At 74.0% G+C, this 26692-nt stretch carries 22 protein-coding genes and 1 pseudogene; 9 read left to right on the top strand and 14 right to left on the bottom strand.

All coding sequences use genetic code 11. The annotated features are described in order from the left end of the window. Positions 1 to 32: 32 nt before the first annotated feature. The 3 genes from A4V12_RS32100 to A4V12_RS32090 form a co-directional block, all read right to left on the bottom strand. Positions 33 to 1493, bottom strand: a complete 1461-nt coding sequence (locus A4V12_RS32100; protein WP_064073013.1) for a glutamate synthase subunit beta — start codon at positions 1491 to 1493, stop codon at positions 33 to 35. Then, a complete protein-coding gene (gltB, locus tag A4V12_RS32095; protein WP_064073012.1) occupies positions 1486 to 6048 on the bottom strand; it encodes a glutamate synthase large subunit in 4563 nt (1520 codons plus the stop codon). Before gltB ends, A4V12_RS32100 begins: the two co-directional genes overlap by 8 nt. Before the next feature lie 472 nt (positions 6049 to 6520). Continuing rightward, the gene (locus A4V12_RS32090) at positions 6521 to 7249 is read right to left on the bottom strand and encodes a VIT1/CCC1 transporter family protein (RefSeq protein WP_064073011.1); all 729 of its coding nucleotides are present in this window, start codon (positions 7247 to 7249) and stop codon (positions 6521 to 6523) included. A 429-nt stretch (positions 7250 to 7678) separates the two neighbouring features. On the opposite strand from A4V12_RS32090, the gene A4V12_RS32085 reads away from it, so the two are divergent. From A4V12_RS32085 to A4V12_RS32055, 7 genes are all read left to right on the top strand, one after another. Then, positions 7679 to 8716 (top strand): ADP-ribosylglycohydrolase family protein, encoded by a 1038-nt coding sequence (locus A4V12_RS32085; protein WP_234372417.1) that lies wholly within the window; start codon positions 7679 to 7681, stop codon positions 8714 to 8716. Between the two features lie 461 nt (positions 8717 to 9177). Continuing rightward, a complete protein-coding gene (locus tag A4V12_RS32080; protein WP_079137551.1) occupies positions 9178 to 10350 on the top strand; it encodes an ADP-ribosylglycohydrolase family protein in 1173 nt (390 codons plus the stop codon). Next, positions 10286 to 11452: an ADP-ribosylglycohydrolase family protein gene (locus tag A4V12_RS32075; protein WP_064073010.1), complete on the top strand. Its 1167-nt coding sequence runs from the start codon at positions 10286 to 10288 to the stop codon at positions 11450 to 11452. Before A4V12_RS32080 ends, A4V12_RS32075 begins: the two co-directional genes overlap by 65 nt. Further along, positions 11449 to 12978 carry an ADP-ribosylglycohydrolase family protein gene (locus A4V12_RS32070; protein ID WP_064073009.1) on the top strand — a complete coding sequence of 510 codons (1530 nt, stop codon included), beginning with the start codon at positions 11449 to 11451 and terminating at the stop codon, positions 12976 to 12978. Before A4V12_RS32075 ends, A4V12_RS32070 begins: the two co-directional genes overlap by 4 nt. Continuing rightward, on the top strand, positions 12975 to 13859 hold the full coding sequence (rbsK, locus tag A4V12_RS32065; RefSeq protein WP_064073008.1) for a ribokinase: 885 nt from the start codon (positions 12975 to 12977) through the stop codon (positions 13857 to 13859). The genes A4V12_RS32070 and rbsK overlap by 4 nt, the downstream gene beginning before the upstream one ends. Continuing rightward, a complete protein-coding gene (locus A4V12_RS32060; protein WP_064073007.1) occupies positions 13856 to 15067 on the top strand; it encodes a CaiB/BaiF CoA transferase family protein in 1212 nt (403 codons plus the stop codon). Before rbsK ends, A4V12_RS32060 begins: the two co-directional genes overlap by 4 nt. Beyond that, complete coding sequence (locus A4V12_RS32055) at positions 15064 to 15897, top strand: HpcH/HpaI aldolase/citrate lyase family protein (protein ID WP_064073006.1); 834 nt, start codon at positions 15064 to 15066, stop codon at positions 15895 to 15897. The genes A4V12_RS32060 and A4V12_RS32055 overlap by 4 nt, the downstream gene beginning before the upstream one ends. Positions 15898 to 15954: 57 nt before the next feature. Here A4V12_RS32055 and lgt read toward each other — a convergent pair whose 3' ends face one another. From lgt to hisI, 11 genes and pseudogenes are all read right to left on the bottom strand, one after another. Then, positions 15955 to 16977: a prolipoprotein diacylglyceryl transferase gene (lgt, locus tag A4V12_RS32050; protein WP_064073005.1), complete on the bottom strand. Its 1023-nt coding sequence runs from the start codon at positions 16975 to 16977 to the stop codon at positions 15955 to 15957. An 84-nt stretch (positions 16978 to 17061) separates the two neighbouring features. Then, positions 17062 to 17922, bottom strand: a complete 861-nt coding sequence (locus tag A4V12_RS32045) for a DsbA family protein (RefSeq protein WP_064073161.1) — start codon at positions 17920 to 17922, stop codon at positions 17062 to 17064. A gap of 63 nt (positions 17923 to 17985) precedes the next feature. Beyond that, positions 17986 to 18801, bottom strand: coding sequence for a tryptophan synthase subunit alpha (gene trpA / locus A4V12_RS32040; RefSeq protein ID WP_064073004.1), 816 nt, complete (start codon positions 18799 to 18801; stop codon positions 17986 to 17988). Beyond that, the gene (trpB, locus tag A4V12_RS32035; RefSeq protein ID WP_064073003.1) at positions 18798 to 20111 is read right to left on the bottom strand and encodes a tryptophan synthase subunit beta; all 1314 of its coding nucleotides are present in this window, start codon (positions 20109 to 20111) and stop codon (positions 18798 to 18800) included. Before trpB ends, trpA begins: the two co-directional genes overlap by 4 nt. A 141-nt stretch (positions 20112 to 20252) precedes the next feature. Beyond that, positions 20253 to 20438, bottom strand: a pseudogene (gene trpM, locus A4V12_RS40060) (tryptophan biosynthesis modulator TrpM); the annotation flags it as partial. Positions 20439 to 20750: 312 nt separating this feature from the next. Beyond that, entirely contained in the window at positions 20751 to 21560 is an 810-nt protein-coding gene (gene trpC, locus A4V12_RS32025; protein ID WP_064073001.1) for an indole-3-glycerol phosphate synthase TrpC, read from the bottom strand. Positions 21561 to 21675: 115 nt separating this feature from the next. Beyond that, entirely contained in the window at positions 21676 to 22275 is a 600-nt protein-coding gene (locus A4V12_RS32020) for a DUF2752 domain-containing protein (RefSeq protein WP_064073000.1), read from the bottom strand. A gap of 62 nt (positions 22276 to 22337) precedes the next feature. Continuing rightward, positions 22338 to 22613, bottom strand: a complete 276-nt coding sequence (locus A4V12_RS32015) for an HGxxPAAW family protein (RefSeq protein WP_064072999.1) — start codon at positions 22611 to 22613, stop codon at positions 22338 to 22340. Positions 22614 to 22729: 116 nt separating this feature from the next. After that, positions 22730 to 23398 (bottom strand): TIGR02234 family membrane protein, encoded by a 669-nt coding sequence (locus A4V12_RS32010; RefSeq protein ID WP_079137540.1) that lies wholly within the window; start codon positions 23396 to 23398, stop codon positions 22730 to 22732. Positions 23399 to 23412: 14 nt separating this feature from the next. Then, the gene (locus A4V12_RS32005; protein ID WP_064072997.1) at positions 23413 to 24900 is read right to left on the bottom strand and encodes an anthranilate synthase component I; all 1488 of its coding nucleotides are present in this window, start codon (positions 24898 to 24900) and stop codon (positions 23413 to 23415) included. A gap of 4 nt (positions 24901 to 24904) precedes the next feature. Further along, entirely contained in the window at positions 24905 to 25255 is a 351-nt protein-coding gene (gene hisI, locus A4V12_RS32000) for a phosphoribosyl-AMP cyclohydrolase (protein ID WP_064072996.1), read from the bottom strand. Positions 25256 to 25339: 84 nt separating this feature from the next. On the opposite strand from hisI, the gene A4V12_RS31995 reads away from it, so the two are divergent. Both A4V12_RS31995 and A4V12_RS31990 read left to right on the top strand, forming a co-directional pair. Next, the gene (locus A4V12_RS31995) at positions 25340 to 25975 is read left to right on the top strand and encodes a TIGR03085 family metal-binding protein (RefSeq protein WP_064072995.1); all 636 of its coding nucleotides are present in this window, start codon (positions 25340 to 25342) and stop codon (positions 25973 to 25975) included. Between the two features lie 229 nt (positions 25976 to 26204). Then, entirely contained in the window at positions 26205 to 26618 is a 414-nt protein-coding gene (locus A4V12_RS31990; protein ID WP_064072994.1) for a glyoxalase/bleomycin resistance/extradiol dioxygenase family protein, read from the top strand. The last annotated feature ends 74 nt before the right edge of the window (positions 26619 to 26692 follow it).

Genomic DNA, 26692 nt, shown 5'->3' with positions numbered 1-26692 from the left:
GTCCCCGCGGCGACCGCCCGGCCGGCGGGGCGTCAGACCGTGAGCGCGCGGTCCGTCGGGCGGATCGGGGCCGGCAGCTCGCTGGCGCCCGTCAGGTAGCGGTCCACGCCGCGCGCCGCGGAGCGGCCCTCGGCGATGGCCCAGACGATCAGCGACTGGCCGCGGCCGGCGTCACCGGCGACGAACACGCCGTCGACGTTGGTCGCGAAGTCGGCGTCGCGGGCGATGTTGCCGCGCTCGTCGAGCTCCAGGCCGAACTGCTGCACCAGGCCGTTGGCCTGGTCGGTGCCGGTGAAGCCCATGGCGAGGGTGACCAGCTGGGCCGGGATCTTCCGCTCGGTGCCGGGCTTCTGCTCCAGCTTGCCGTCCTTGAACTCGACCTCGACGAGGTGGAGGAACTGGACGTTGCCGTCCTCGTCGCCCTCGAAGTGGGTGGTGGAGACGGAGTAGACCCGCTCGCCGCCCTCCTCGTGCGCCGAGGTGACCTTGTACAGCATGGGGAAGGTCGGCCACGGCTGGTTCGCGTTCCGCTCCTCGCCCGGCCGCGGCATGATCTCCAGCTGCGTGACGGAGGCCGCGCCCTGGCGGTGGGCGGTGCCCACGCAGTCCGCGCCGGTGTCGCCGCCGCCGATGACGACGACGTGCTTGCCCTCCGCGGTGATGGGGGGCGCCACGAAGTCGCCCTCCTGCACCTTGTTGGCGAGCGGCAGGTACTCCATGGCGAAGTGGATGCCCTTGAGCTCCCGGCCCGGGACCGGCAGGTCGCGCGAGACGGTGGCACCGGCGGCGATGACGACCGCGTCGTACCGCCTGCGCAGCTTCGCGGCGTCGATGTCGACGCCGATCTCGATCTCGGTGCGGAACTTGGTGCCCTCCGCGCGCATCTGCTCGATGCGCCGGTTGATGTGCACCTTCTCCATCTTGAACTCGGGGATGCCGTACCGCAGCAGGCCGCCGATGCGGTCGGCCCGCTCGTACACGGCGACCGTGTGGCCGGCGCGGGTCAGCTGCTGCGCGGCGGCGAGGCCGGCCGGGCCGGAGCCGATGACGGCGACGGTCTTGCCGGACAGCCGCTCCGGCGGCTGCGGGGTGACGTCACCGGAGTCCCACGCCTTGTCGATGATCGAGACCTCGACGTTCTTGATGGTGACGGCGGGCTGGTTGATGCCCAGCACGCACGCCGCCTCGCAGGGCGCGGGGCACAGCCGCCCGGTGAACTCGGGGAAGTTGTTCGTGGCGTGCAGCCGCTCGGACGCGGCGGACCAGTCCTCGCGGTAGGCGTAGTCGTTCCACTCGGGGATCAGGTTCCCCAGCGGACAGCCGTTGTGGCAGAACGGGATGCCGCAGTCCATGCACCGGCCGGCCTGCTTGCTGATGATCGGCAGCAGGGAGCCGGGGACGTAGACCTCGTTCCAGTCCTTGACGCGCTCGGCCACGGGACGGGTCTTGGCGACCTCGCGCCCGGTGGTCAGGAAGCCCTTGGGGTCAGCCATTGGTCGCCGCCTCCATCATCTTCTCGGTGGTCTCCTGCTCGGAGAGACCGGCGAGCTCAGCGGCGTCCTTGGCGGCGAGCACTGCCTTGTACGTGGTCGGGATGATCTTGCTGAACCGGGCCACCGCGGTGTCCCAGTCGGCAAGGAGCTTCTCGGCGACGGTCGAGCCGGTCTCCTCGTGGTGGCGGCGCACGACGTCGTGCAGCCACACCTTGTCCGTCTCGTCCAGGGCCTCGACCGCGCCGAGGTTGCCGGAGTTGACATTGTCCGGGTCGAGGTCGACGACGTACGCGACGCCGCCCGACATACCGGCCGCGAAGTTGCGGCCCGTCTCGCCGAGCACCACCGCGTGACCGCCGGTCATGTACTCGCAGCCGTGGTCGCCCACGCCCTCGGAGACCACCAGCGCGCCGGAGTTGCGGACGCAGAAGCGTTCGCCGGTGCGGCCGCGCAGGAAGATCTCGCCGCCGGTCGCGCCGTACGCGATGGTGTTGCCCGCGATGGTCGAGTACTCGGCCAGGTGGTCGGCGCCCCGGTCGGGGCGGACGATCACACGGCCGCCGGACAGGCCCTTGCCGACGTAGTCGTTGGCGTCGCCCTCCAGGCGCAGCGTGATGCCGCGCGGCACGAAGGCGCCGAAGGACTGGCCGGCCGAGCCGGTGAAGGTGATGTCGATGGTGTCGTCGGGCAGGCCCGCGCCACCGAACTTCTTCGTCACCTCGTGGCCGAGCATGGTGCCGACCGTCCGGTTGATGTTGCGGATCGCGACCTGGGCGCGGACCGGGCGGGCCTCCTCGGCGGAGGACGCGCCGAGCGCCTCGGCGGCCAGCTGGATGAGCTGGTTGTCGAGCGCCTTCTCCAGGCCGTGGTCCTGCTCGACCAGGGCGTGGCGCACCGCGCCCTCGGGCAGCTCCGGCACGTAGAACAGCGGCTCCAGGTCGAGGCCCTGCGCCTTCCAGTGCGTGACGGCCCGCTCGGTGTCGAGCAGTTCGGCGTGGCCGACGGCCTCCTCCAGCGTGCGGAAGCCCAGCTCCGCGAGGAGCTCGCGCACCTCCTCCGCGATGAACCGGAAGAAGTTGACGACGTACTCGGCCTTGCCGGAGAAGCGGTCGCGCAGCACCGGGTTCTGGGTGGCGATGCCGACCGGGCAGGTGTCCAGGTGGCAGACGCGCATCATGACGCAGCCGGAGACGACGAGCGGCGCGGTCGCGAAACCGAACTCCTCGGCGCCGAGCAGCGCGGCGATGACGACGTCGCGGCCGGTCTTGAGCTGGCCGTCGGTCTGGACGACGATCCGGTCGCGCAGGCCGTTGAGCAGCAAGGTCTGCTGGGTCTCGGCGAGGCCGAGCTCCCAGGGGCCGCCCGCGTGCTTGAGCGAGGTGAGCGGGGAGGCGCCCGTACCGCCGTCGTGGCCGGAGATGAGGACGACGTCCGCGTGGGCCTTGGACACACCCGCGGCCACGGTCCCGACGCCGACCTCGGACACCAGCTTCACGTGGATGCGGGCGGCCGGGTTGGCGTTCTTGAGGTCGTGGATCAGCTGGGCCAGGTCCTCGATGGAGTAGATGTCGTGGTGCGGCGGCGGGGAGATCAGGCCGACGCCCGGGGTGGAGTGCCGGGTCTTGGCGACCCACGGGTAGACCTTGTGGCCGGGCAGCTGGCCGCCCTCGCCGGGCTTGGCGCCCTGGGCCATCTTGATCTGGATGTCGTCCGCGTTGACCAGGTACTCGGAGGTGACGCCGAAGCGGCCGGAGGCGACCTGCTTGATCGACGAGCGCCGCGCCGGGTCGTACAGGCGCTCCGGGTCCTCGCCGCCCTCACCGGTGTTGGACTTGCCGCCCAGCTGGTTCATGGCGATGGCGAGGGTCTCGTGCGCCTCCTGGGAGATGGAGCCGTACGACATGGCGCCGGTGGAGAAGCGCTTGACGATCTCGGACGCCGGCTCGACCTCCTCGACCGGGATCGAGGGGCGGTCGGACTTGAAGCCGAACAGACCGCGGAGCGTCATCAGGCGCTCGGACTGCTCGTTCACCCGGTCCGTGTACTTCTTGAAGATGTCGTAGCGGCCGGAGCGCGTGGCGTGCTGGAGACGGAAGACCGTCTCGGGGTCGAACAGGTGCGGCTCGCCCTCGCGGCGCCACTGGTACTCGCCGCCTATCTCCAGCGCGCGGTGCGCGGAGGGGACGCCGGAGGCGGGGTACGCCTTGGCGTGGCGGGCGGCGACCTCCTTGGCGACGACGTCCAGGCCGGCGCCGCCGATCTTGGTGGCGGTGCCGTTGAAGTACTTCTCGACGAAGGCCTCGTCCAGGCCGACGGCCTCGAAGACCTGCGCGCCGCGGTAGGAGGCGACGGTCGAGATGCCCATCTTGGACATGACCTTCAGGACGCCCTTGCCGAGGGCGTAGATCAGGTTGCGGATCGCCTGCTCGGGCTCCAGGCCCTCGACGAAGGTGCCGGCGCGGACCAGGTCCTCGACCGACTCCATGGCGAGGTACGGGTTGACGGCGGCGGCGCCGTAGCCGATGAGCAGCGCGACGTGGTGGACCTCGCGGACGTCACCGGCCTCGACCAGCAGGCCCACCTGGGTGCGCTGCTTGGTGCGGATGAGGTGGTGGTGGACCGCCGAGGTGAGCAGCAGCGACGGGATCGGCGCGTGCTCGGCGTCGGAGTGCCGGTCGGAGAGCACGATCAGGCGGGCGCCGCCCTCGATGGCGGCGTCGGCCTCGGCGCAGATCTCCTCGATGCGGGCGGCAAGGGCATCGCCGCCGCCGGAGACCCGGTAGAGGCCGGAGAGCGTGGCGGCCGTCATGCCGGGCATGTCGCCGTCGGCGTTGATGTGGATGAGCTTGGCCAGCTCGTCGTTGTCGATCACCGGGAACGGCAGGGTGACGCTGCGGCAGGACGCGGCGGTCGGCTCCAGCAGGTTGCCCTGGGGGCCGAGCGACGAGTGCAGCGAGGTGACGAGCTCCTCGCGGATGGCGTCCAGCGGCGGGTTGGTGACCTGCGCGAACAGCTGGGTGAAGTAGTCGAACAGCAGGCGCGGGCGCTCGGAGAGCGCGGCGATCGGCGAGTCCGTACCCATGGAGCCCAGGGGCTCACCGCCGGTGCGGGCCATCGGCGCGAGGATGACGCGCAGCTCTTCCTCGGTGTAGCCGAAAGTCTGCTGGCGGCGGGTGACCGAGGCGTGGGTGTGGACGATGTGCTCGCGCTCGGGGAGGTCCTCGAGCTCGATGATCCCGCTCTCCAGCCACTCCTGGTAGGGGTGCTCGGCGGCCAGGGCGGCCTTGATCTCGTCGTCCTCGATGATGCGGTGCTCGGCGGTGTCGACGAGGAACATCTTGCCGGGCTGGAGGCGGCCCTTGCGGACGACCTTGGCCGGGTCGATGTCGAGGACGCCGACCTCGGAGGACAGCACGACGAGGCCCTCGTCGGTGACCCAGTAGCGGCCGGGGCGCAGACCGTTGCGGTCGAGAACCGCGCCGACCTGGACGCCGTCGGTGAAGGTGACACACGCCGGGCCGTCCCAGGGCTCCATCATCGTGGAGTGGTACTGGTAGAAGGCGCGCCGGGCCGGGTCCATGGAGTCGTGGTTCTCCCACGCCTCGGGGACCATCATCAGGACGCTGTGCGGCAGCGAACGGCCGCCGAGGTGGAGCAGCTCCAGCACCTCGTCGAAGGAGGCGGAGTCGGAGGCGTCCGGCGTGCAGACCGGGAAGATCCGGTCCAGCTTCTCGGCCCCGAAGAGGTTCGAGACGAGCTGCGACTCACGGGCCCGCATCCAGTTGCGGTTGCCCTTGACCGTGTTGATCTCGCCGTTGTGGGCGACGAAGCGGTACGGGTGGGCCAGCGGCCAGCTCGGGAAGGTGTTGGTGGAGAACCGGGAGTGGACGAGCGCCACGGCGGTGGCGCAGCGGCGGTCCGACAGGTCCGGGAAGAACGGCTCCAGCTGCCCGGTGGTGAGCATGCCCTTGTAGACGATGGTGCGGGCGGAGAGCGAGGGGAAGTACACCCCGGCCTCGCGCTCGGCGCGCTTGCGCAGCACGAACGCCTTGCGGTCCAGGTCGATGCCGGTGCTCGTACCGCCGTCGCTCACGAAGAGCTGGCGGAAGGCGGGCATGGTGGAGCGGGCGGTGGCGCCGAGCAGCTCGGGGGCGACGGGGACCTCGCGCCAGCCGAGGACGGTGAGGTTCTCCTCGGCGGCGATCGTCTCGATCCGCGAGACGGCCTGTGCGGCGTCGTCCGCGGGGAGGAAGGCGATGCCGACGGCGTACTCGCCGGCTGCCGGGAGGGCGAAGTCGGTGACCTCGCGGAGGAACGCGTCCGGCACCTGGAACAGGATGCCCGCGCCGTCGCCGGAGTCGGGCTCGGAGCCGGTGGCGCCCCGGTGCTCCAGGTTGCGCAGAACGGTCAGCGCCTGCTCCACCAGCGCGTGGCTGGCGACACCGGTGAGGGTGGCAACGAAGCCGACACCGCAGGCGTCGTGCTCGTTGCGGGGGTCGTACATACCCTGCGGGGCGGGGCGACCGTCCATGGGCGACCAGGCGTCGGAACGCATCGGCTCTCCCGTCGTCGTCGTGGCTGGGGGCATCTCCCGGAGGAGGTCCGGGAGTGCGAGTACCAGAGGGACGACGTTGGCCCTCCGCAAAATTTCGTGCAGGTTACATGATGGAGTGCTTCTCGAAAAGCGGAAAGCTCGTTCCAACATGCGGACACCGCTGATGGCGGCGGGGTTTCACAAGCCTGACAGGCGGACGGACCGTCGGGAGATCGACACGCAGTGACCTGTGGGGGTGCCCGGGCTTCGTTGCCCGCAGCGTCTACGGCTCATGCCCTGTGGTGAGGGCTTCGAAACCGCCGGTTTACGGCTACTTATGTGCCGCGCTGCATAGTGTCTCATCGGAGGGCGGATAGAGCTATTGGACGTTCGTCACAACACCTTCGTCGGTTCCTCAACGGTACGGCAACGGTACGGCGAAGCCCCCTCGATCGCCTGTCGAGGGGGCTGAGCGGCGACGATCCGGTACGGATCAGACGGCCGCGCCGAACAGGGCGCCCAGCCCGTAGGTGACGGCCGCCGCCGCACCGCCGAGGGCCAGCTGGCGCAGACCGCTGTACCACCAGCTGCGTGCGGTCACCCGCGCCACCAGGGCGCCGCACGCGAACAGCCCGAGCAGCGCGAGCAGCACCGCCGGCCACAGGGCGGTGGCGCCCAGCAGGTAGGGCAGGACGGGCAGCAGCGCGCCCAGCGCGAACGACCCGAAGGACGACAGGGCCGCGACCGCCGGCGAGGGCAGGTCGTCGGGGTCGATGCCCAGCTCCTCGCGGGCGTGGATCTCCAGCGCCTGCTCCGGGTCCCTCGACAGCTGCATGGCGACCTCGCGGGCGAGCGCCGGCTCGACGCCGCGCGCCACGTACAGCGCCGCCAGCTCCTCCATCTCGTCCACCGGGTGCTTGCGCAACTGGTGCCGCTCCACGTCCAGTTCCGCCTGCACCAGCTCGCGCTGCGAGGCCACGGAGGTGTACTCGCCGGCGGCCATGGAGAACGCGCCGGCCGCGAGCCCCGCCAGGCCGGTGATCACGATGGTCTGCTGGGACACCGCGCCGCCCGCCACACCGGTCATCAGGGCGAGGTTGGAGACGAGACCGTCCATCGCGCCGAACACGGCGGGGCGGAGCCAGCCGCCGTTCACGTCGCGGTGGGTGTGGTTGTCGCGGTGCGCCTCGTGAAGCGTCGCCCCGGTCTCGATGATGGACACAACTATCCCCTTGTCGCCTTGTGTCGGCAGCGGGTCCGGATGACCCCGCTCCCCCCGACACCTTCGAAAATACGCGCCATGTAAGGGGCGCGCCAGCAAGGCAGGCTTTACTTACCCGGCGCTCCGGCCCGGCGGATCCCGGCCTGTCCTCCGGGGGCGCGATCCGGTTCCACGGGGACTCCCCCGGCGCTCCTGGGCCGCTCCGTCCGGGTGGTCCCGAGCCCGGTTCGCCGCCTGCTTCCCCGCCCGCTGCCCGGAGCGCTGCCCGGCCCGCCCACCGGCGGCTCGCGGAACTCCCCGGCTGCCCCCGGACATGCGCGCCGGGCGGCTGCGGCAGGCGGGTGACACCGCGGTGCGCACCGACAACCCGCACGCCGGGCGTGGCACACATCCAGGAATCGGATCGGTGCGCACGGAAGGGCCACGCCGATGGAGCCGACGGAGCCGATCGTCCGCGATCCCGCTGCTCGCGCCGACGCGGCGACAGTGCTCGACCGCGCGCGGGGGGCGCTGCTGGGGCTGGCCGTCGGTGACGCGCTCGGGGCCCCGGCCGAGAACATGCGGCCCTCGGAGATCCGCCGCCGCTGGGGCCGCATCGAGGGCTTCGTCAGCGAGGACCCGGCAGGCACGGACGACACCGAGTACGCGATCTTCTCGGGGCTGCTGCTCGCCCGGCACGGGTCGGCGCTGACCGTCCCGCAGGTCGAGAAGGCCTGGCACCGGTGGATCGCCGACCTCGACGAGGGCCCGTTCCGCGGCGCCGGGTTCAGCGAGCGCGGCACGCTGGAGAACCTCCGGCGCGGACTGGCCGCCCCCATCTCGGCCCAGCACCGGCACGCCTGGAGCGACGGGCTGGCCATGCGGGCGGCGCCCTTCGGCGTCTTCGCGGCGGGCCGCCCGGCGGAGGCGGCGCGGCTGGTCGCGATCGACGGCACGGTCAGCCACGAGGGCGAGGGCATCTACGGGGGCCAGGCCGTCGCGGCGGGCGTGGCGGCGGCCATGTCGGGCGCCGGACCCGCCTCGGTGATCGCGGCCGCGCTGTCGGTGGTGCCGATGGACTCCTGGACGGCCCGCTCCATGCGCCGCGCGGTGGTGGCGGCGCAGCGCGTCCAGCCCGACCCGCTGGCGCGGGAGCGGGCGGTCCGTTCGGCCGTGGTCATCGGCGGCTACCCCTGGACGGACCTGGCGCCGGAGGCCGTGGGGCTGGCGTTCGGCGCGTTCGCGGCGGCCCGCGGCGACTTCGTCACCTCGGTCCTGACGGCGGTCAACATGGGGCGGGACGCCGACACCACCGCCGCCGTGGCGGGCGCCCTGGCCGGCGCGATGTCCGGCGCCACGGCGATCCCCGCGGACTGGGCGGCCGCCATCGGCCCCGTACGCGGCAGCTGCCTGCCCTCGATGCGCGGCTACCACGTGCTGGACGTCGCGGAGCTGCTCACCCCGTACGACGAGACGGAGGCCCCCTGATGCCGCCCACGCCCCCGCAAGCCCCGCCGACCGGAGCCCCCGCCGACGAGGCACCGCACGGACGGGAGGGCCCGCCCCCGCCGGGAGGGACGCACCCGGCCGGGAGCGGTCGTACCGCCCGCGCCACCGCCCCGCCCGGCCCGGTGGACGGCCCCGCCGGCGACGGCACGCGGGGCTCCGGCCGCCCGCCCGCGCAGCACGCCGCCGCCCCGGGCCCCGCCCCGGCCACCGCCCCGGACCCCGCCCCGGACCCCGCGTCATCCGCCGCCACCGCTCCGCGCACCGCCCCCGCCCCCTCCCCCCGCCTCACGCCCGCCCCGGCAACCGCACCCGTCACCGCCGCCCCGGGCGCCGCGCCCGCCGCCGAGGACCGCGGCCTCCCCGCCCGCAAGGGACGGCGTACCGGCCCCGCCGGCACGAGGGGCACGGCCCGCACCACCCCGGCGTCCGCACCCCGCCGCATCGAGGGCCTCCTGCTCGGCCTCGCCTCCGGGGACGCCGCGGGGTGGCCCGCCGCCCGGCACCGCGCCGCCCGCATGCCCGAGTGGACCCGGCGCCTCACCCGGGAACTCGACACCTTCGCCGAGCAGAACGCCACCACCACCCTCCCCGTCCCGATCGCCCTCAACCAGCCGCCCGAGCCGCTGCGCCTCGGCCCCTCCGACGACGCCGAGTGGGCGGTGTTCACCGCCGAGACCCTGCTCACCGCGGCCGGGGAGCTGTTCCGCTCCCTGCCGCCCGCCCGCCGCCTGTGCGCGGCGGTCGACCTCGCCTGGAACTCCCTGGCCGCCGAGATCGCCGCGGCGTCCGACCGCGCGCCCGAGGTCGAGTCGGCCGTCCTGCCCCTGCGTGCCCGCATCTCCGTACGCGCCGGCCTCGGCAACCTCGCCACCGGTCTGCGCCCGCCCGCGACCGGCCACGACAACCCGCACTACTTCGACGACGCGGCCTGCGTGCGCGCCGCCGTCCTGGCGGTCGCCCACCCGGGGGACCCCCGCGCCGCCGCCGAACTGGCCGAGTTCGACGCCCGCTACACCCAGGACGGCGACGGCGTGCACGGCGCCCGCGCCATGGCCGCCGCCGTCGCCGCGGCGCTCGGCGGGGCGACGGCCGACGACGCCGTGGACGCCGCCCTCGCCCAGCTGCCGCCCGCCACCGAGATCGGCCGCAACGCCCGGCACGCCACCGGGCTCGCCCGCACCGCCGACGGCGCCTTCGCGCTCGTCCCGCTGCTGGAGCACCAGATCGTCGACCACGTCTACAGCTACGGGATCGCCGCCGCCGAGACCGTCCCGGTCGCCCTCGCCCTGACCACCGCGGCCCGCGGCGAGGTCACCGCGGCGGTGCCGGCGGCCGCCTGCCTGTCCCGGGTCGCCGACTCCGCGCCGGCCCTCGCGGGCGCCCTGACCGGAGCGCTCAGCGGCGGCGACGCGGTGCCCGCGACCTGGCGCGACGCCTGCCGCACGCTCGCGGGCTGCGCCCTGCCCCGGCTCAGGGGCACGGACCTGGTGGAACTCGCCGGGCAGCTCGCACACACGGAACTCGCCACCCCGGGTGGACAATTCCGACATGACGCCGAAACCCACACTCGAGGACAGGATCACCGGCAGCCTCGTCGGAGCAGCCGTCGGTGACGCGCTCGGCGGGGCGGTCGAGGGCTACAGCCCCGACCGGATCGCCGAGCGCCACGGAGGCCGCGTCACCGGCATCGTCGGCCCCTGGAACGGCGACGCGTGGCGCACCGCCCGCCCCATCGCCCCGTACCACAAGGGCGACGGACACGTCACCGACGACACCCTCATGACCCACGCGCTGGTCCGGGTCTACGACACCGTCCGCGACCATCTCGACGCCTACGCGGTGGCCGACCACCTCGTACCCGACCTGATCTCCACCCCGCGCTGGATCCCGGAGCTGGAGGCCGAGGCACTGCCCCTCCAGCGGATCTTCCTCGCCGAGAAGTGGCTGGTCGCGCGGCTCCACTACGGTCACGTCGATCCGCGCGAGGCAGGCACCGGGAACATCGTCAACTGCGGTGCGGCGATGTACATGGCACCCGTCGGCCTGGTCAACGCGGCCAACCCGGAGCGGGCGTACGCCGAGGCCCTCGACATCGCCGGTGCCCACCAGTCCTCCTACGGCCGTGAGGCCGCCGGAGTGTTCGCGGCGGCGGTCGCCGCGGCCTGCGCGCCCGGCGCGGATCCGGCCTCCGTCGTCGGCACGGCGCTGGGCCTGGCCAAGGACGGCACCCGCTCGGCGATCGAGGCGGTGGCGGAAGCCGCCGCCGGACACACCGACTTCGAGTCGGCCCTGCGCCCGCTGCGCGAGGCGGTCGCCCCCTTCGACACGGTCGGCCCGGACTACCGTTCGCCGTCCCTCGGCGCCCGCCGCCCCTCCCGGCTGCACGCCGTCGAAGAACTCCCCGTCGCCCTCGGGATGCTGCTGGTCGGCGAGGGCGACTACCGCCGCACGGTGCTGGGCGCCGTCAACTACGGCCGGGACTGCGACTCGATCGCCACCATGGCGGGGGCGATCGCGGGCGCGCTGCACGGGGAGGCGGCCGTCCCCGCCGTCTGGGCGAAACAGGTCGCGGAGGCCAGCCGGCTCGACCTGCACGCCCCGGCCGCGGTGCTGGCCGAGGTGGCCCACGAGGTCTTCATGCGCGACACGGCCCGGCGCCGGGCCCACGAGCGGGCGTTCGTCGCGCTCTCCCCCGTGCCCGGGGTGCCCCGGTGAACGTCCGTCTCACCTGGGTGCAGCCCGAGGACCTGGTCGGTCACGAACTGCGCCAGGCCGCCGAGGACGGCCGGGACGCCTCGGCCGTCGCCGCCCGCTGGCGCGCGGCCGGCGGCTCCCCCGCCCCCGCGGCGGCGGGCGCCTCTGCGGTCCCCGCGCCCCCGCACCTCAGGGCCCTCGCGGAACGCCTCCTCGACGAACTGGCCGCTCTGCCCGTCCCCCTGTCCCCGGCCGAACCCACCTCCCTTCCGCACATCAGGCGCCTCTGCCGGGACTGGCCCGCCACCCCCGCGGCACCCCCCGCGCCGGCGTCCGCCGCATCCCCTCCGCCCGGACCACCACCCGCACCCACCGCACCACCAGCACCACAAGCACCACAAGCACCACAAGCACCACCGGGACCGGACGCACCGGTGGCACCCCACGCCCCACCCGCACCGGAACCCGGACCGCCGGCCGACGCGACCGCGCGGCTGCACGCCGCCTGGCTGGGGCGGGCCGCCGGGTGCCTGCTCGGCAAGCCGGTCGAGAAGCTTCCGCTCCCCGCCATCCGGGCCCTCGCCCGCGCCACCGGCAACTGGCCGCTCACCACGTGGTTCACCGCCAAGGGCCTCCCCCCGGCGCTCGCCGCCGCCCACCCCTGGAACCGCCGCTCCGCCACCACCTCCCTCGCCGAGAACATCGACGGCATGCCGGAGGACGACGACCTCAACTACCCCCTCCTCAATCTCCTGCTCCTCCAGCGGTACGGCCCCGGCTTCCGCACCGCCGACGTCGGCCGCCTCTGGCTGGACGAACTTCCGGCCGGCCGCACCTTCACAGCCGAGCGCGTCGCCTACCGCAACCTCCTGTGCGGCCTGGAACCGCCGTTCACCGCCAGCCACCGCAACCCGTTCCGCGAGTGGATCGGCGCCCAGATCCGCGCGGACGTCCACGGCTGGACCCACCCGGGCGACCCGGCCGCCGCCGCCGAACAGGCGCACCGGGACGCCACCCTGACCCACACCGCCAACGGCGTGTACGGCGCCATGTTCACCGCGGCCGTCATCGCCACCGCCGCCTCCGGCACCGCCGACGTCCACCGGGCGCTCGCCACCGGGCTGACGGTCGTCCCACCCGACTCACGGCTGTCCCGCGCGGTCCGCTTCGGCATCGCGACGGCCCGCGCGCACCCCGACTTCGACACCGTCGCCGACCGGCTCCACACCGCCTACGGCTCCTACCACTGGGTACACGTCGTGCCGAACGCCGCCCTCCTCGCCGCCGCGCTCACCCACGCCGACGGCGACTTCAGCCTCTCCGTCTGCCGTGCCGTCTCCGGGGGGTGGGACACCGACTCCAACGGTGCCACCGCAGGCTCCGTCGCCGGTCTCCTGGCCGGCCGGCCCGAAAGGATCCCCGACCGCTGGACCGCTCCCCTCAAGAACCGCCTCGCCACCTCCGTCCCCCCGTTCGACGGCACCGGATTCGACACCCTCGCCACCCTCACCCACCGGCTCACCCGCCAGGAGGCACACCGCACATGACCCACATCGTGGTGCTCGGCAGCACCAACATGGACCTCGTCGCCTATGTGAGCCGCGCCCCCAAGCTCGGCGAGACCGTCACGGGACGCGAGTTCCGCACGGTCCCCGGCGGCAAGGGCGCCAACCAGGCGGTCGCCGCCGCCCGCGCCGGGGCGGAGGTGTCGATGATCGGCGCCGTCGGCTCCGACGAGTTCGGCACCCGGCTGCGGGCCGGGCTCACCGGCGCCGGTGTCGACACCGACCTGCTCCGCACCGTCGACGGCCCCTCCGGCACCGCCCACATCGTCGTCGACGACGAGGGCAGCAACGCCATCGTCGTCGTCCCCGGCGCCAACGGCACCGTCACCTCGCTGGCCCCCGGCGACGAGACCCTCATCGCCACCGGCACCGCCCTGCTCCTCCAACTGGAACTCCCCCTCTCCGCCGTCGTCGCCGGCGCCGAGGCCGCCCGCCGCCACGGCGTCCGCACGATCCTCACCCCCGCCCCCGCCCAGCCGCTGCCCCCCGAACTGCTCGCCGCCACCGACCTGCTGGTGCCCAACGAGCACGAGGCGGCGACCCTCACCGGCCACGCCGACCCGCACGCGGCCGCCGAGGCGCTGCTCCGCCACGTCCCGGAGGTCGTCATCACCCTCGGCGCCGCCGGCAGCCTGTACGCGGCCCGCGGCGCCGACCCGGTCACCGTCCCCGCCCCCCGGGTCCGGGCCGTCGACACCACCGCGGCGGGCGACACCTTCGTCGGCGCCCTGGCCGTCGCGCTCGGCGAGGGGACCCCCGTCCCCGACGCCCTCGCCTGGGCCTCGTCCGCCGCCGCCCTGTCCGTCCAGCGTCCCGGCGCCTCGTCCTCGATGCCGTACCGCACGGAGATCGACACCGCATGACCACCACCACCTCCTCCCCGGCCGCGCCCCCGCTCCAGGGGCTGCGGGTCCTCGACCTCGCCACCCTCTTCGCCGGCCCGCTGGCGGCGACCATGCTCGGCGACTTCGGTGCCGACGTCATCAAGGTCGAGCACCCCCGCAGACCCGACCCGTCCCGGGGCCACGGTCCCGCCAAGAACGGCGTCGGGCTCTGGTGGAAGCTCCTCGGCCGCAACAAGCGCACCATCACCCTCGACCTGTCCACCCCCGGCGGCCGGGCCACCCTGCTCCGCCTCGCCGCCACCGCCGACGTGGTCGTCGAGAACTTCCGCCCCGGGACCCTGGAGAAGTGGGGCCTCGGCTGGCCCGAACTCTCCGCCGCCAACGAGCGGCTGGTGCTGGCCCGGGTCACCGGCTTCGGGCAGTACGGCCCGTACGCCCGCCGTCCCGGCTTCGGCACGCTCGCCGAGGCCATGAGCGGCTTCGCCGCGATCACCGGCGAACCCGACGGCCCGCCGACGCTCCCGCCCTTCGGCCTCGCCGACTCCATCGCGGCCCTGGCCACCGCGTACGCCGTGATGACCGCCCTCCAGGCCCGCGCCACCACCGGCCACGGCCAGGTCGTCGACATGGCGATCATCGAACCGATCCTCATGGTCCTCGGCCCCCAGCCCCTCTGGTACGACCAGCTCGGCTACGTCCAGCCCCGGACCGGCAACCGCTCCCGGAACAACGCCCCCCGCAACACCTACCGCACCGCCGACGGCTCCTGGCTCGCCGTCTCCACCTCCGCCCAGTCCGTCGCGGAGCGCGTGATGCGCCTGGTCGGCCGGCCCGAACTGATCGCCGAGCCCTGGTTCGCCGAGGGCACCACCCGCGCCCAGCACGCGGACGTCCTCGACGAGGCGGTCGGCAGCTGGATCGCCCGGCACACCCGCGACGAGGCCATGGCCGCGTTCGAGAAGGCAGAGGCGGCGATCGCCCCGATCTACGACGTCCGCGACGTGCTGGCCGACCCCCAGTACCAGGCGCTCGACACGGTCACCGAGGTCGCCGACCCCGATCTCGGCCCGGTCCGTATGCAGAACGTCCTCTTCCGCCTCTCCGAGACCCCCGGCTCTATCCGCTGGACCGGCCGGCCCCACGGCGCCGACACCGACGCCGTCCTCACCGACCTCGGCCTGACCGAGTCCGAGATCGCCCGCCTCCGCTCCGAGGGCGCGCTGTGAGCGGCCCGGCCTCCGCCCCCGAGACGTGGCCACTGACCTGGTTGTACGCCCCCGGCGACCGGCCGGAGGTCGTCGGCAAGGCCCTCGCCTCGGGCGCCGACGTCGTGATCGTCGACCTGGAGGACGCGGTCCCCGCGGACCGCAGGGGCTACGCCCTCGCCGCCACGGCCGACCTGCTCTCCTCGCCCCACCCCGTACCGGTCCACGTCCGCCTCCCCAGCGCACACGACACCACGGCCATCACGGCGCTGGCCCCCCTGCCCGGCCTCGCCGCACTGCGTGTTCCCAAGGTGACACACGGCACTGACATCCGGCGGATCGCGGACCTCGCCCCCGGCGTCCCGCTGCACGCCCTGCTCGAATCCGCCCTGGCGATCGAGCACGCCCACGCCATCGCCACCGCCCACCCGGCCGTCCGCGGCATCGCCCTCGGCGAGGCGGACCTCCGCGCCGACCTGGGCGTACGCGACGACCGGGGCCTCGACTGGCCGCGCAGCCGCGTCGTGGTCGCCGCCCGGGCGGCAAACCTGCCACCGCCCGCCCAGTCCGTCCACCCCGACATCGGCGACCTCGACGGCCTCGCCGCGTCCTGCGCCCACGGCCGGGCGCTCGGCTTCCTGGGGCGTGCGGCGATCCACCCCCGGCAGCTGCCGGTCATCGAGCGGGCCTACCTGCCGACCGCCGAGGAGGTCGCGGCGGCGGAGGAGATCGTCAAGGCGGGCGCCGCCGACGCGGGCGCCCTCGCCCTGCCCGACGGCCGCTTCGTCGACGCGGCGGTCGCCGCCGCCGCCCACCGCACCCTGTCCCTGGCCAGGGCGCACCGCGCATGAAAGGGGGCGGCCGCCGGAACCCTCGGGTCCCGGCGGCCGCCCCGCACCATGAACTGGTCAGCCCTTCTCGGCCGACTCCGGCTTCGCGCCGGTCCCCTTCCGCCCCGCCGGGCCGGCCGGCGTCCCGGGGTCCGCCTCCGCCGCGTCGGTCGTCACGGCGTCGGCCGCGGCGGCGCCGGCCTTCGCCGTACCGTCCGTCTTCGCGGCGTCGGCCGTCTTCGCGGCACCTTCCGCCTTCGCGGCGTCGGCCTTCGCCAGGTCCGCGAGCGCCCCCGGCTCCACGACCTCCTCGCGGCCCGGCCGCAGCCGCGACGACAGAACGATGTACGTCACGGCCAGCACGAAGACCACGATCGCGGTCCACACGTTCAGCCGCAGGCCCAGGACGTGGTGCGCCTCGTCGACGCGCATGTACTCGATCCACCCGCGCCCGGCGCAGTAGGCGGCGACGTACAGGGCGAACGCCCGGCCGTGGCCCAGCCGGAAGCGGCGGTCCGCCCAGACGACCAGCAGCGCGACGCCGACGCACCACAGCGACTCGTACAGGAAGGTCGGATGGTAGAGCCCGGCCTCGCGGTTCGGGCCCTCGCTGATCTTCAGCGCCCACGGCAGGTCGGTGGGCCGGCCGTACAGCTCCTGGTTGAACCAGTTGCCCCAGCGCCCGATCGCCTGGGCGAGGGCGATGCCGGGCGCGATGGCGTCCGCGTACGCCGGCAGCGGGATGCCGCGGCGGCGGCAGCCGATCCAGGCGCCCACGGCACCGAGCGCGATGGCGCCCCAGATGCCGAGGCCGCCCTCCCAGATCTTGAAGGCGTCGACCCAGTTCTCACCCTCGCTGAAGTACAGCTGGTAGTCGGTGATGACGTGGTAGAGCCGGCCGCCGACGAGACCGAAGGGCACGGCCCACACGGCGATGTCGGCCACGGTGCCGGCTTTGCCGCCCCGGGCGAGCCAGCGCCTGTTGCCGTACCAGACGGCGACGAAGACACCGATGATGATGCAGAAGGCATAGCCGCGCAGCGGTACCGGTCCGAGATGGATCACACCGGTAGACGGGCTGGGAATGTAGGCAAGGTCCATGGCAGGTCCGACGCTACCCTGCCGGGCGGGAGACGGGGCAACCCGCCCGGCAAAGAGTGGATAACAGCGGCGGGCCCGCCGGGCTCAGCCGGAGGTGGGGGACGCGGGCGTCCCCGGCGAGGCGGGGGCGGCAGGGGACGGGAACGCCGTGCCGGGCTTCTTGCCCTTGTTCGCCTCGGCGACCCACTTCTTCAGGTTCTCGATGGAGATCTGTTCGTCGCCCTTGCTCGGGAAGATCGACTCCCCGTTGAGCAGCACCGTCGGCGTGCCGCGGAAGTCACCGCTGCGGAACGCCTCATTGGACTTGTTCACCCAGCCGTCGTGCGTGCCGCCGCTGACGCAGGAGCGGAAGGCGGGGGTGTCGAGGCCGGGCACCTTCGCCGCCAGCTCGAAGAGCTTGGCGTCCCGGGCGAAGGCGTCGTCCGGCTCGGGGGGCTGGTTCTGGTACAGCACGTCGTGGTAGGCGACGAACTTCCCGGAGTCCTGCGCGCAGGCCGCCGCGTTCGCCGCGTTGAGGGAGCCGCTGCCGCCCATGTTGCCGTCGATGATCGTGGCGAGGTGGTACTCGACCTTGATCTGGCCGGAGTCGGTCAGCTGGTGGATGGTGGCCCGGGCGGCGTTCTCGAACTGGGCGCAGGCCGGGCAGCGGAAGTCCTCCCAGATCGTGAGCGTGGAGGGGGCGTCGGTGGCGCCCACCGGGATGGCCAGCTGGTCCTTCCCGGTCGCGCCGGTGGGGGCGGCGACGGGACCGGAGCCGGAGCCGTCACCCTTGTCGCCGGTGTTGGCGGCGATGAGCCCGACGACCGCGGCCAGCCCGAGCACACCGACGACGGCCGCCGAGACGATCAGCGTGCGCCTGCGCTTGTCGCGGGCCTTCTGGCGCTCGCGTTCCTCCTGGAGCCGCGTCCGCGCGCTCCGCTTGCCTGCACTGTTCTTCTCGCTCACGCCCACAGCAACGAACCGGGGAGGCGCCCGCGCGCCTCCCCGGTCCACTTCCACCCGTACGAGCTACGGAACTCGCCGTACTCCGCGGGCGAGTTCGCCCGCCAGTTCCCGTACGGCGGCGATGCCCGCGGCGTGGTCGTCGGCGTCGAGCATCCGCTTGACGAACGCGGACCCGACGATGACCCCGTCGGCGAAGCCGGCGACCTCGGCGGCCTGGGCGGCGTTGGAGACGCCGAGGCCCACGCAGACCGGCAGGCCGGAGGTGGCGCGGGTGCGGCGCACCAGGTCGGCCGCCTCCTCGCCGACGGACTCGCGGGTGCCGGTGACACCCATCAGGGAGGCGGCGTAGACGAAGCCGGAGCCGGCCTCGGTGATGGTGGCGAGCCGCTCGTCCCTGCTGCTGGGCGCGACGACGAAGACGGTCGCCAGGCCGTGCTTGTCGGCGTGCTCGCGCCAGAGCGCGGACTCCTGGACCGGCAGGTCGGGGAGGATGCAGCCGGCACCGCCCGCGTCGGCGAGTTCGGCGGTGAAGCGCTCGACGCCGTACCGGTCGATGGGGTTCCAGTACGTCATGACGAGGACCGGCTTTCCGGTGGCCTCGTGCGCCTCGCGGACGGTGCGCATGACGTCGGCGATCCGCACGCCGCCGCGCAGGGCGATGTCGTCGGCGGTCTGGATGACGGGGCCGTCCAGGACCGGGTCGCTGTGCGGCAGGCCGATCTCCACCACGTCGGCGCCGCCGTCGAGGACCGCCTTGACGGCCTCGATGCCACCGTCGACGGTGGGGAAGCCCGCCGGGAGGTACGCGATGAGCGCGGCCCGGTTCTCGGCCTTGGCCTGCTCCAGGGTCTCGCTGAGGAGGTGGATGTTGCCGCTCACTTGGTTCCCCCCTGGATCGTGGTGTCCGTCTGGATCTCGGCGGCGCCGTCGTCGGCGGAGGCGTCGGCCTCGACCGGGGCGGCATCGGTGCCGTACAGGCCGAAGTAGCGGGCGGCGGTGTCCATGTCCTTGTCGCCGCGGCCGGAGAGGTTGACCACGATGAGCCCGTCCTCGCCGAGCTCCCGGCCCAGCTCCAGGGCGCCGGCGAGGGCGTGGGCCGACTCGATGGCCGGGATGATGCCCTCGGTGCGGGACAGCAGGCGCAGCGCCTGCATGGCCGCGTCGTCGGTCACCGCGCGGTACTCGCCGCGGCCGCTGTCCTTGAGGTACGAGTGCTCCGGGCCGATGCCCGGGTAGTCGAGCCCGGCGGAGATGGAGTACGGCTCGGTGATCTGGCCCTCGTCGTCCTGGAGGACGTAGGAGCGGGAGCCGTGCAGGATGCCGGGCTCCCCGGCGGTGAGGGTGGCGGCGTGCTCGCCGGTCTCCACGCCGTGGCCGGCGGGTTCGCAGCCGACCAGGCGCACGTCGGTGTCCTGGACGAAGGCGTGGAAGAGGCCGATGGCGTTGGAGCCGCCGCCGACGCAGGCGACGGCCGCGTCGGGCAGCCGGCCGGCCCGCTGGAGGATCTGGCGGCGGGCCTCGACGCCGATGACGCGGTGGAAGTCGCGGACCATGGCGGGGAAGGGGTGCGGCCCGGCGACCGTGCCGAACAGGTAGTGCGTGCGGTCGACGTTGGCGACCCAGTCGCGGAACGCCTCGTTGATGGCGTCCTTGAGGGTGCGGCTGCCGGACTTGACCGGGACGACCTCGGCGCCGAGCATCCGCATCCGGGCGACGTTCAGCGCCTGGCGCTGGGTGTCGATCTCGCCCATGTAGATGGTGCATTCGAGGCCGAACAGGGCGCAGGCGGTGGCGGTGGCGACGCCGTGCTGACCGGCTCCGGTCTCGGCGATGACCCGGGTCTTGCCCATGCGCTTGGTGAGCAGGGCCTGGCCCAGCACGTTGTTGATCTTGTGCGAGCCGGTGTGGTTGAGGTCCTCACGCTTGAGGAAGACGCGGGCGCCGCCCGCGTGCTCGGCGAACCGGGGCACCTCGGTGAGGGCGCTGGGGCGGCCGGTGTAGTTGGCCAGCAGGTCGTCGAGTTCGGCGGCGAACGCGGGGTCGTTCTTGGCCTTGTCGTACTCGACGGCGACCTCGTCGACCGCGGCGACGAGCGCCTCGGGGATGAACTTGCCGCCGTAGGCACCGAAGTAGCCCTCGGCGCTGGGGACCTGTCCCTCGGGGTCGGGAATGAAGAACTCGCTGGGCATGCGACATGCTCCTCTGCGGGGGCGGTCGCGCCCCCGGACGTCTTGGCTTGACGGTGGTCACGGTGTGCGCCGGCACCGCCCGTCGACCGCCGACGGCCCGTCCGTGCGGCCGCGTGGTGCCGCGGGACGGAGGGCTGTGGGTCAGCGGTGGGGGTGGCGCGCGGTGCGCGCCCGCCATCGCATGCCGTTGACCTGGCCGGGCTCGTCGCCGATGACGTAGCGGACGCGGCGCCCGTGCACGCGGCGGGCCGGGGCGCGGCAGCCGCGCGGGCGGCAGCCACGGGCCAGCCGGGCATAGGGGTCGCGCGAGGCGGTGGCGTCCGCCGGGACCGTGAGGTACGCGGGCGGGGTGGCCGTGCCGGGCCGGTCGAGGGCACGCGCGCCGAGGCTGGCCGCGGAGCCGGGGCACGCGCGCGGGGCGCCGTCCGTGTCACGGCCCGGGTACGCGCGCGTGGGGCCGTCCGTGCCGTGGCCCGGGTACGCCCGGGTGGTGCCGTCCGTGCCGTGGCCCGGGTACGCGGGCGTGGTGCCGTCCGCCGGGCACCCGTGCGCGGCGGCCGGCGCCTGCGCCGGGCGCGAGGGCGTCCGGTGCGGCGTCGCGGCGGCGACGGGGCGGGCGGCGGCGGTCATGGGGAGGGCTCAGCCCCGTCCGTGCCGGAGGGCCGGGTGGGCGCCGGCGGCGACCAGGTCGGCCACCGCGGACTTGGGGTCGCGGCCGGTGACCAGGGACTCGCCGACGAGCACGGCGTCCGCGCCCGCGTTGGCGTACGCGATCAGGTCGTGCGGGCCGCGGATGCCCGACTCGGCGATCTTCACGATGCCGGAGGGGATCTCGGGGCCGACCCGCTCGAAGGTGGTGCGGTCCACCTTGAGGGTCTTCAGGTTGCGCGCGTTGACGCCGATGACCCGGGCGCCCGCGTCGACGGCCCGCTCGACCTCGTCCTCGTCGTGCACCTCGACCAGCGGGGTGAGCCCGATGGACTCGGCCCGCTCGATCAGCGACTCCAGGGCGGGCTGCTCCAGGGCGGCGACGATCAGCAGGGCGAGGTCGGCGCCGTACGCCCGGGCCTCCCACAGCTGGTAGGCCGTGACGATGAAGTCCTTGCGCAGGACCGGGATGTCGACCTTGGCGCGCACGGCCTCCAGGTCGGCCAGGGAGCCGCCGAAGCGCCGCTGCTCGGTCAGGACGGAGATGACGGCGGCGCCGCCCGCCTCGTAGTCCGCGGCGAGCCCGGCGGGGTCGGCGATCGCGGCGAGCGCGCCCTTGGAGGGGCTGGAGCGCTTGACCTCGCAGATGACCTTGACGCCGTCGCCGCGCAGCGCGGCGGCACCGTCCTTGGCCTGGGGCGCCTTGGCCGCCCGCTCCTTGAGCTCGTCGAGGGATACCCGCGCCTGTCGCTCTGCGAGGTCGGCGCGAACGCCGTCGATGATCTCGTCGAGCACACTCACGCGAGAGGCCCCCTTCCGGGACGGTCATGTCGGATCAGGATCAGTCACCTCGATGGTATCCGTACCGGGGCCCAGAGTCCTCATCCGGCCGAGCGCACCGCTGTGAGCTGCGGTTTCACGGGGCGAGCGCCGCACCGAACGGCAGGTTCCGGACGACGGAGAAGAGTGCCACCACCACTCCGGCGGACCACCACCACACCGGCCCGGCGGTGAGGCGCACGGACACCCCCCGTACGGCTCCCACCAGCCAGAACACCATGGCCACCGCGAAGAGCAGGTACCCGGCGACGGCGACCGCGTTGGCGCCGAGGGCGGTGACGAGGTCCCCGTGCGCGAAGGCGTGGGCGCTGCGCAGGCCGCCGCAGCCGGGGCAGAGGATGCCGGTGAGGCGGAAGAGCGGGCAGACGGGGTAGTGCCCGGGTTCGTTGGGGTCGACCGCGCCGACGTACGCGAAGGCGGCGACGACTCCGGTGAGCACACCCAGGGGCGGTGCGATCCGCCGGACGAGCGAAGGCCGCCGCGACCCGTGCGGGCCCGGCACGGGCTGCGGGAGCGGCGCACGGCCCGGCTCCGGGACGGCATCGGGGGCAGCCGGCGACGCGGCCGCGGCCGGAGCGGCGGGAGCCGGCGGGGACGCGGCGGGAACGGTGGGCGGCGGCGGGGCGGGGGCGGCGGGCGACGGCTTGGGGTCCACCGGGTGATTGTCGCCGCTCATGCGCGAAGGCGCAGCCCGGCTGGTGCCGGACCGCGCCTCGTGCCGGGATGCACCCGTACGGCTCAGGCGTGGACGTCCGCGCGGCCGGTCTCCGGGGTGTGGTCCTTGCGGGCGGCCTCTGCACGGGCCCGGTCGAGCTCCGGCGTCGGCTTCTGACCCAGGCCGGCGAGCTTCATCGCGAATCCGACGACACCGCCGAGCAGGATGAGGGCCATGCCCGCCCAGAAGCCGAGCGGGTTGGCCGCCACCATGAAGGCACCGGCGACGCAGAAGCCGATGAAGGAGATGGTGACTCCGGTCCAGGCGGCCGGGGTGTGTCCGTGGTCGCTGCCCGCCATGAATTGCTCCTCGTTGCTGTTGCTCTGTGTACGGCCCCGCCGGGTGCGGACGCTCAGCGTCATTGTCCCGTACGCGCGCGTGCGGGGTGATCCGGGGGTCACCCAGTGCGGGGGCGTCAGGACTCGCGTGTGGGGTCCTCGCCGCGGTCCAGGGCCTTCCACAGGTCCTCGGGCCGCTCGGAGTCGGCGGGGGCGGGCCGGCGGCCGCCTCGGGCCGCGCGCGGGCCGGCCTCGCGCTCGTACCGCCCGGACATGGCGGGCCAGCCGCGGCCGTAGCGGAGGGCGAGCAGTCCGGCGGCGAGGATCAGCAGCGCGGCGGCGGCCGTGGCGTAGGGCCAGGCGGTGTGCGTGAGGGTGCCGATGCGGGCGGCGGCGTCCCCGGTGGTCGAGGCGGCCTTCTCGTCGAGCGCGGAGCGGTCGGAGGCGCCCAGGTACGCGGCGACGGCCGCGCCGGCTCCGCTCAGGGTGAGCAGCAGCGAGACGAGGAACCGGCCGGCGCGGCGTACCGCGAAGACGGCGACGAGGGCGGCGAGTCCCACGATGGCGAGGGCGGTCGGCACGCCGGTGATGTCGCCGCCGGCGGCGTCGAGCGGCACGGTGCCGCCGCCGACGGCGACGGTGCCCTCGGCCCAGGTCTGGCCCGAGGCGAGCAGCACGACGGCCGCGCCCACGGCGCCGAGGAGCAGGGCGGCGGCGAGGCTGCGGCGGCCGCCCGAAGCGGCCGCCGTCTCGTCCGCGCGGGTGGCACGGGGCTGGGGTACGGATGCGGCACTCACGTGACCCACTATCCCTTATGCCGTCATGCGTCCTTCATCCGGTTGGCGGTGTGGACGGCCCGCAGGACCGCCGCCGCCTTGTTGCGGCACTCGGTGTCCTCGGCGACCGGGTCGGAGTCGGCGACGACACCGGCGCCCGCCTGGACGTAGGCCGTGCCGTCGCGCAGCAGGGCGGTGCGGATGGCGATGGCGGTGTCGGAGTCGCCCGCGAAGTCCAGGTAGCCGACGCAGCCGCCGTACAGCCCGCGCCGGGTGGGCTCCAGTTCCTCGATGATCTGCATGGCGCGCGGCTTGGGCGCGCCGGAGAGGGTGCCGGCGGGGAAGCAGGCGGTGAGGACGTCGAAGGCGGTGCGGCCCTCGGCGACGCGGCCGGTGACGGTGGAGACGATGTGCATGACGTGCGAGTACCGCTCGATCGACATGAAGTCGACGACCTCGACGGAGCCGGGTTCGCAGACGCGGCCGAGGTCGTTGCGCCCGAGGTCGACGAGCATCAGGTGCTCGGCCCGCTCCTTGGGGTCGGCGATCAGCTCGTCGGCGAGGGCCTGGTCCTCCTGGGGGGTGGCCCCGCGCGGGCGTGTGCCGGCGATCGGGTGCACCATGGCGTGCCCGTCCTCGACCTTTACCAGGGCTTCGGGGCTGGACCCGACGACGTCGAAGCCGTCGAAGCGGAAGAGGTACATGTACGGGGACGGGTTGGTGGCCCGCAGCACCCGGTAGACGTCCAGGGCGCTCGCCGCGCAGGGGGTCTCGAAGCGCTGCGAGGGCACGACCTGGAAGGCCTCGCCGGCCCGGATGCGCTCCTTGACGTCCTCGACGGCCTCCTGGTAGGCCGTGCCGCCCCACAGGGCGGTGTACGGCGGCAGTTCGGAGGGCGGGAGGGCGGCGGGCTCGGTGCGCAGCGGCTCGGCGAGGTCGGCGGCCATGGCGTCGAGGCGGGCGACGGCGTCCGCGTACGCCTCGTCGACGCCGGTGTCGAGGTCGTTGTGGTTGATGGCGTTGGCGATCAGGATCACCGTGCCGTCCCAGTGGTCGAGCACGGCGAGGTCCGAGGTGAGCAGCATGGTCAGCTCGGGCAGCCGCAGGTCGTCACGGCCGTGATCGCCGATGCGCTCCAGACGGCGCACGATGTCGTAGCCCAGGTACCCGACCATGCCGCCGGTGAAGGGCGGCATCCCGGAGGCGAGGTCGCGTGGGGTGTGGAGGGCCTCCACGGTGGCGCGCAGCGCCTGGAGCGGGTCGCCGTCCACCGGGACGCCGACGGGCGGGGTGCCGAGCCAGTGGGCCCTGCCGTCGCGGGCGGTGAGGGTCGCGGAGCTGCGTACGCCGATGAAGGAGTAGCGGGACCAGGAGCGGCCGTTCTCGGCGGACTCCAGGAGGAAGGTGCCGGGGCGTTCGGCGGCGAGCTTGCGGTAGAGGCCGACCGGCGTGTCGCCGTCCGCGAGGAGGCGGCGGCTGACGGGGATGACGCGGCGGTCGGCCGCCAGCTTGCGGAAGGTCTCGAGATCCATGGCGCTACCTTCCCAGCGGGAGGACGTCGGCGTCGAAGCAGGTCCGGGCGCCGGTGTGGCAGGCGGCCCCGACCTGGTCGACCTTGACCAGGACGGTGTCGGCGTCGCAGTCGAGGGCGACGGACTTGACGTGCTGCACGTGCCCGGAGGTGTCGCCCTTGACCCAGTACTCCTGGCGGCTGCGGGACCAGTAGGTGCAGCGGCCGGTGGTGAGGGTGCGGTGCAGGGCCTCGTCGTCCATCCAGCCCAGCATGAGCACCTCGCCGGTGTCGTACTGCTGGGCGATGGCCGGGACCAGCCCGTCGGGGCTGCGCTTGAGACGGGCGGCGATGGCCGGGTCAAGGTTGCTGGTCATGTGGCCATTGTGCCGTGACGGCGGGGGCTTCCCGGTGGTGCGTCCACTGGGCGGACCACGGGGTCCGGCCGTACCCTGGCCCCCATGTCGACCCATGCCAAGCGTGAACGGCTCCTGCTCGCCGACCTCTTGGAGGCGGCGGGCCCCGATGCCCTGACCCTGTGCGAGGGGTGGAAGACGCGGGACCTGGCGGCCCATGTGGTGGTGCGCGAGCGCCGGCCGGACGCCGCCGCCGGGATACTGCTGGCGCCCCTGCGCAACCGCCTGGAGCAGGTGCAGGCGGAGTACGCGTCGAAGCCGTACGACGAACTGGTCCAGCTGATCCGGACGGGTCCGCCGCGGATGTCCCCGTACTCGATCAAGCAGGTGGACGAGGGCGCCAACACGGTCGAGTTCTACGTCCACGCCGAGGACGTCCGCCGGGCGCAGCGTGGCTGGACGGCGCGTGAGCTGGACCCTGTGTTCGCGGAGGCCCTGTGGGTCCGTCTGGAGAAGGCGGCGCGCATGCTGTGCCGCAAGGTGCCGGTGGGCCTGGTGCTGCGCCGTCCCAACGGCCAGACCACGGTCGCGCACCGGGGCACGCCGGTGGTGACGGTGACGGGCGAGCCGGGTGAGCTGACGATGTTCGTGTTCGGCCGCCAGGACGCGGCGGACGTCGAGGTGGAGGGGGACAAGGACGCCGTGGAGCGGCTGCACGGCACGAAGCAGCTGGGTATCTAGGGGGCGTCTCGCCGATCGTGCCGGGCTCCCGGCATGATCGGCGAGACACCCCCTAGGGCCCCGGCGGCCCGGACCCCGGTGCTCCCGGCGCCGTCCGGCGCGCCCGCTGCCGGTGGCGGCGGGCATCATCGGACGTACGCGGCCCGTGCGGCTCGTCCGGCTCGTGCACGGTCATGAGCGGCGGTCGTACGGGGTTGTGCGCGGCGCTCGGCCGGGCAGGAGGAGCACCATGATCAGAATTGCGATGACCAGCGTGTACGTCGACGACGAGGAGAGGGCTCACGCCTTCTACGGGGACGTGCTGGGGTTCGAGACCCGGACGAACCTCGATCTCGGCGGGGCGCGCTTCATCACGGTGGTCGCCCCCGGCCAGGACGTGGAGCTGCTGCTGGAGCCCGGGGACAGCCCCCTGGCGGAGCAGTACCGCCGGGGGCTGCGGGAGGCCGGGCTGCCGTGCATCGTGCTGGGGGTGGACGACCTGCGGGCCGAGCACGAGCGGCTGAGCGGGCTGGGTGTGCGGTTCACCCAGCCGCCCACGGAGCACGGGCCGGTGCTGTCGGCGGTGCTGGACGACACCGTCGGCAACCTCGTCCAGCTCACCCAGCCGCTCGCCCGGGACGGGGAAGCTGCCCCCGGGTCCTAGGTCGTGTCCGCAAAGTCTCGCCTGGCCCGCGGCGCCCTGCACGCGCGCTCGCGGCGTTGTCGTCGGTCACCATG

The organism is Streptomyces noursei (assembly GCF_001646665.1).
Lineage (GTDB): Bacteria > Actinomycetota > Actinomycetes > Streptomycetales > Streptomycetaceae > Streptomyces > Streptomyces lavendulocolor.
Note: the sequence above shows the minus strand (reverse complement) of the source record. Positions and strands in the feature narration are given on the sequence as shown.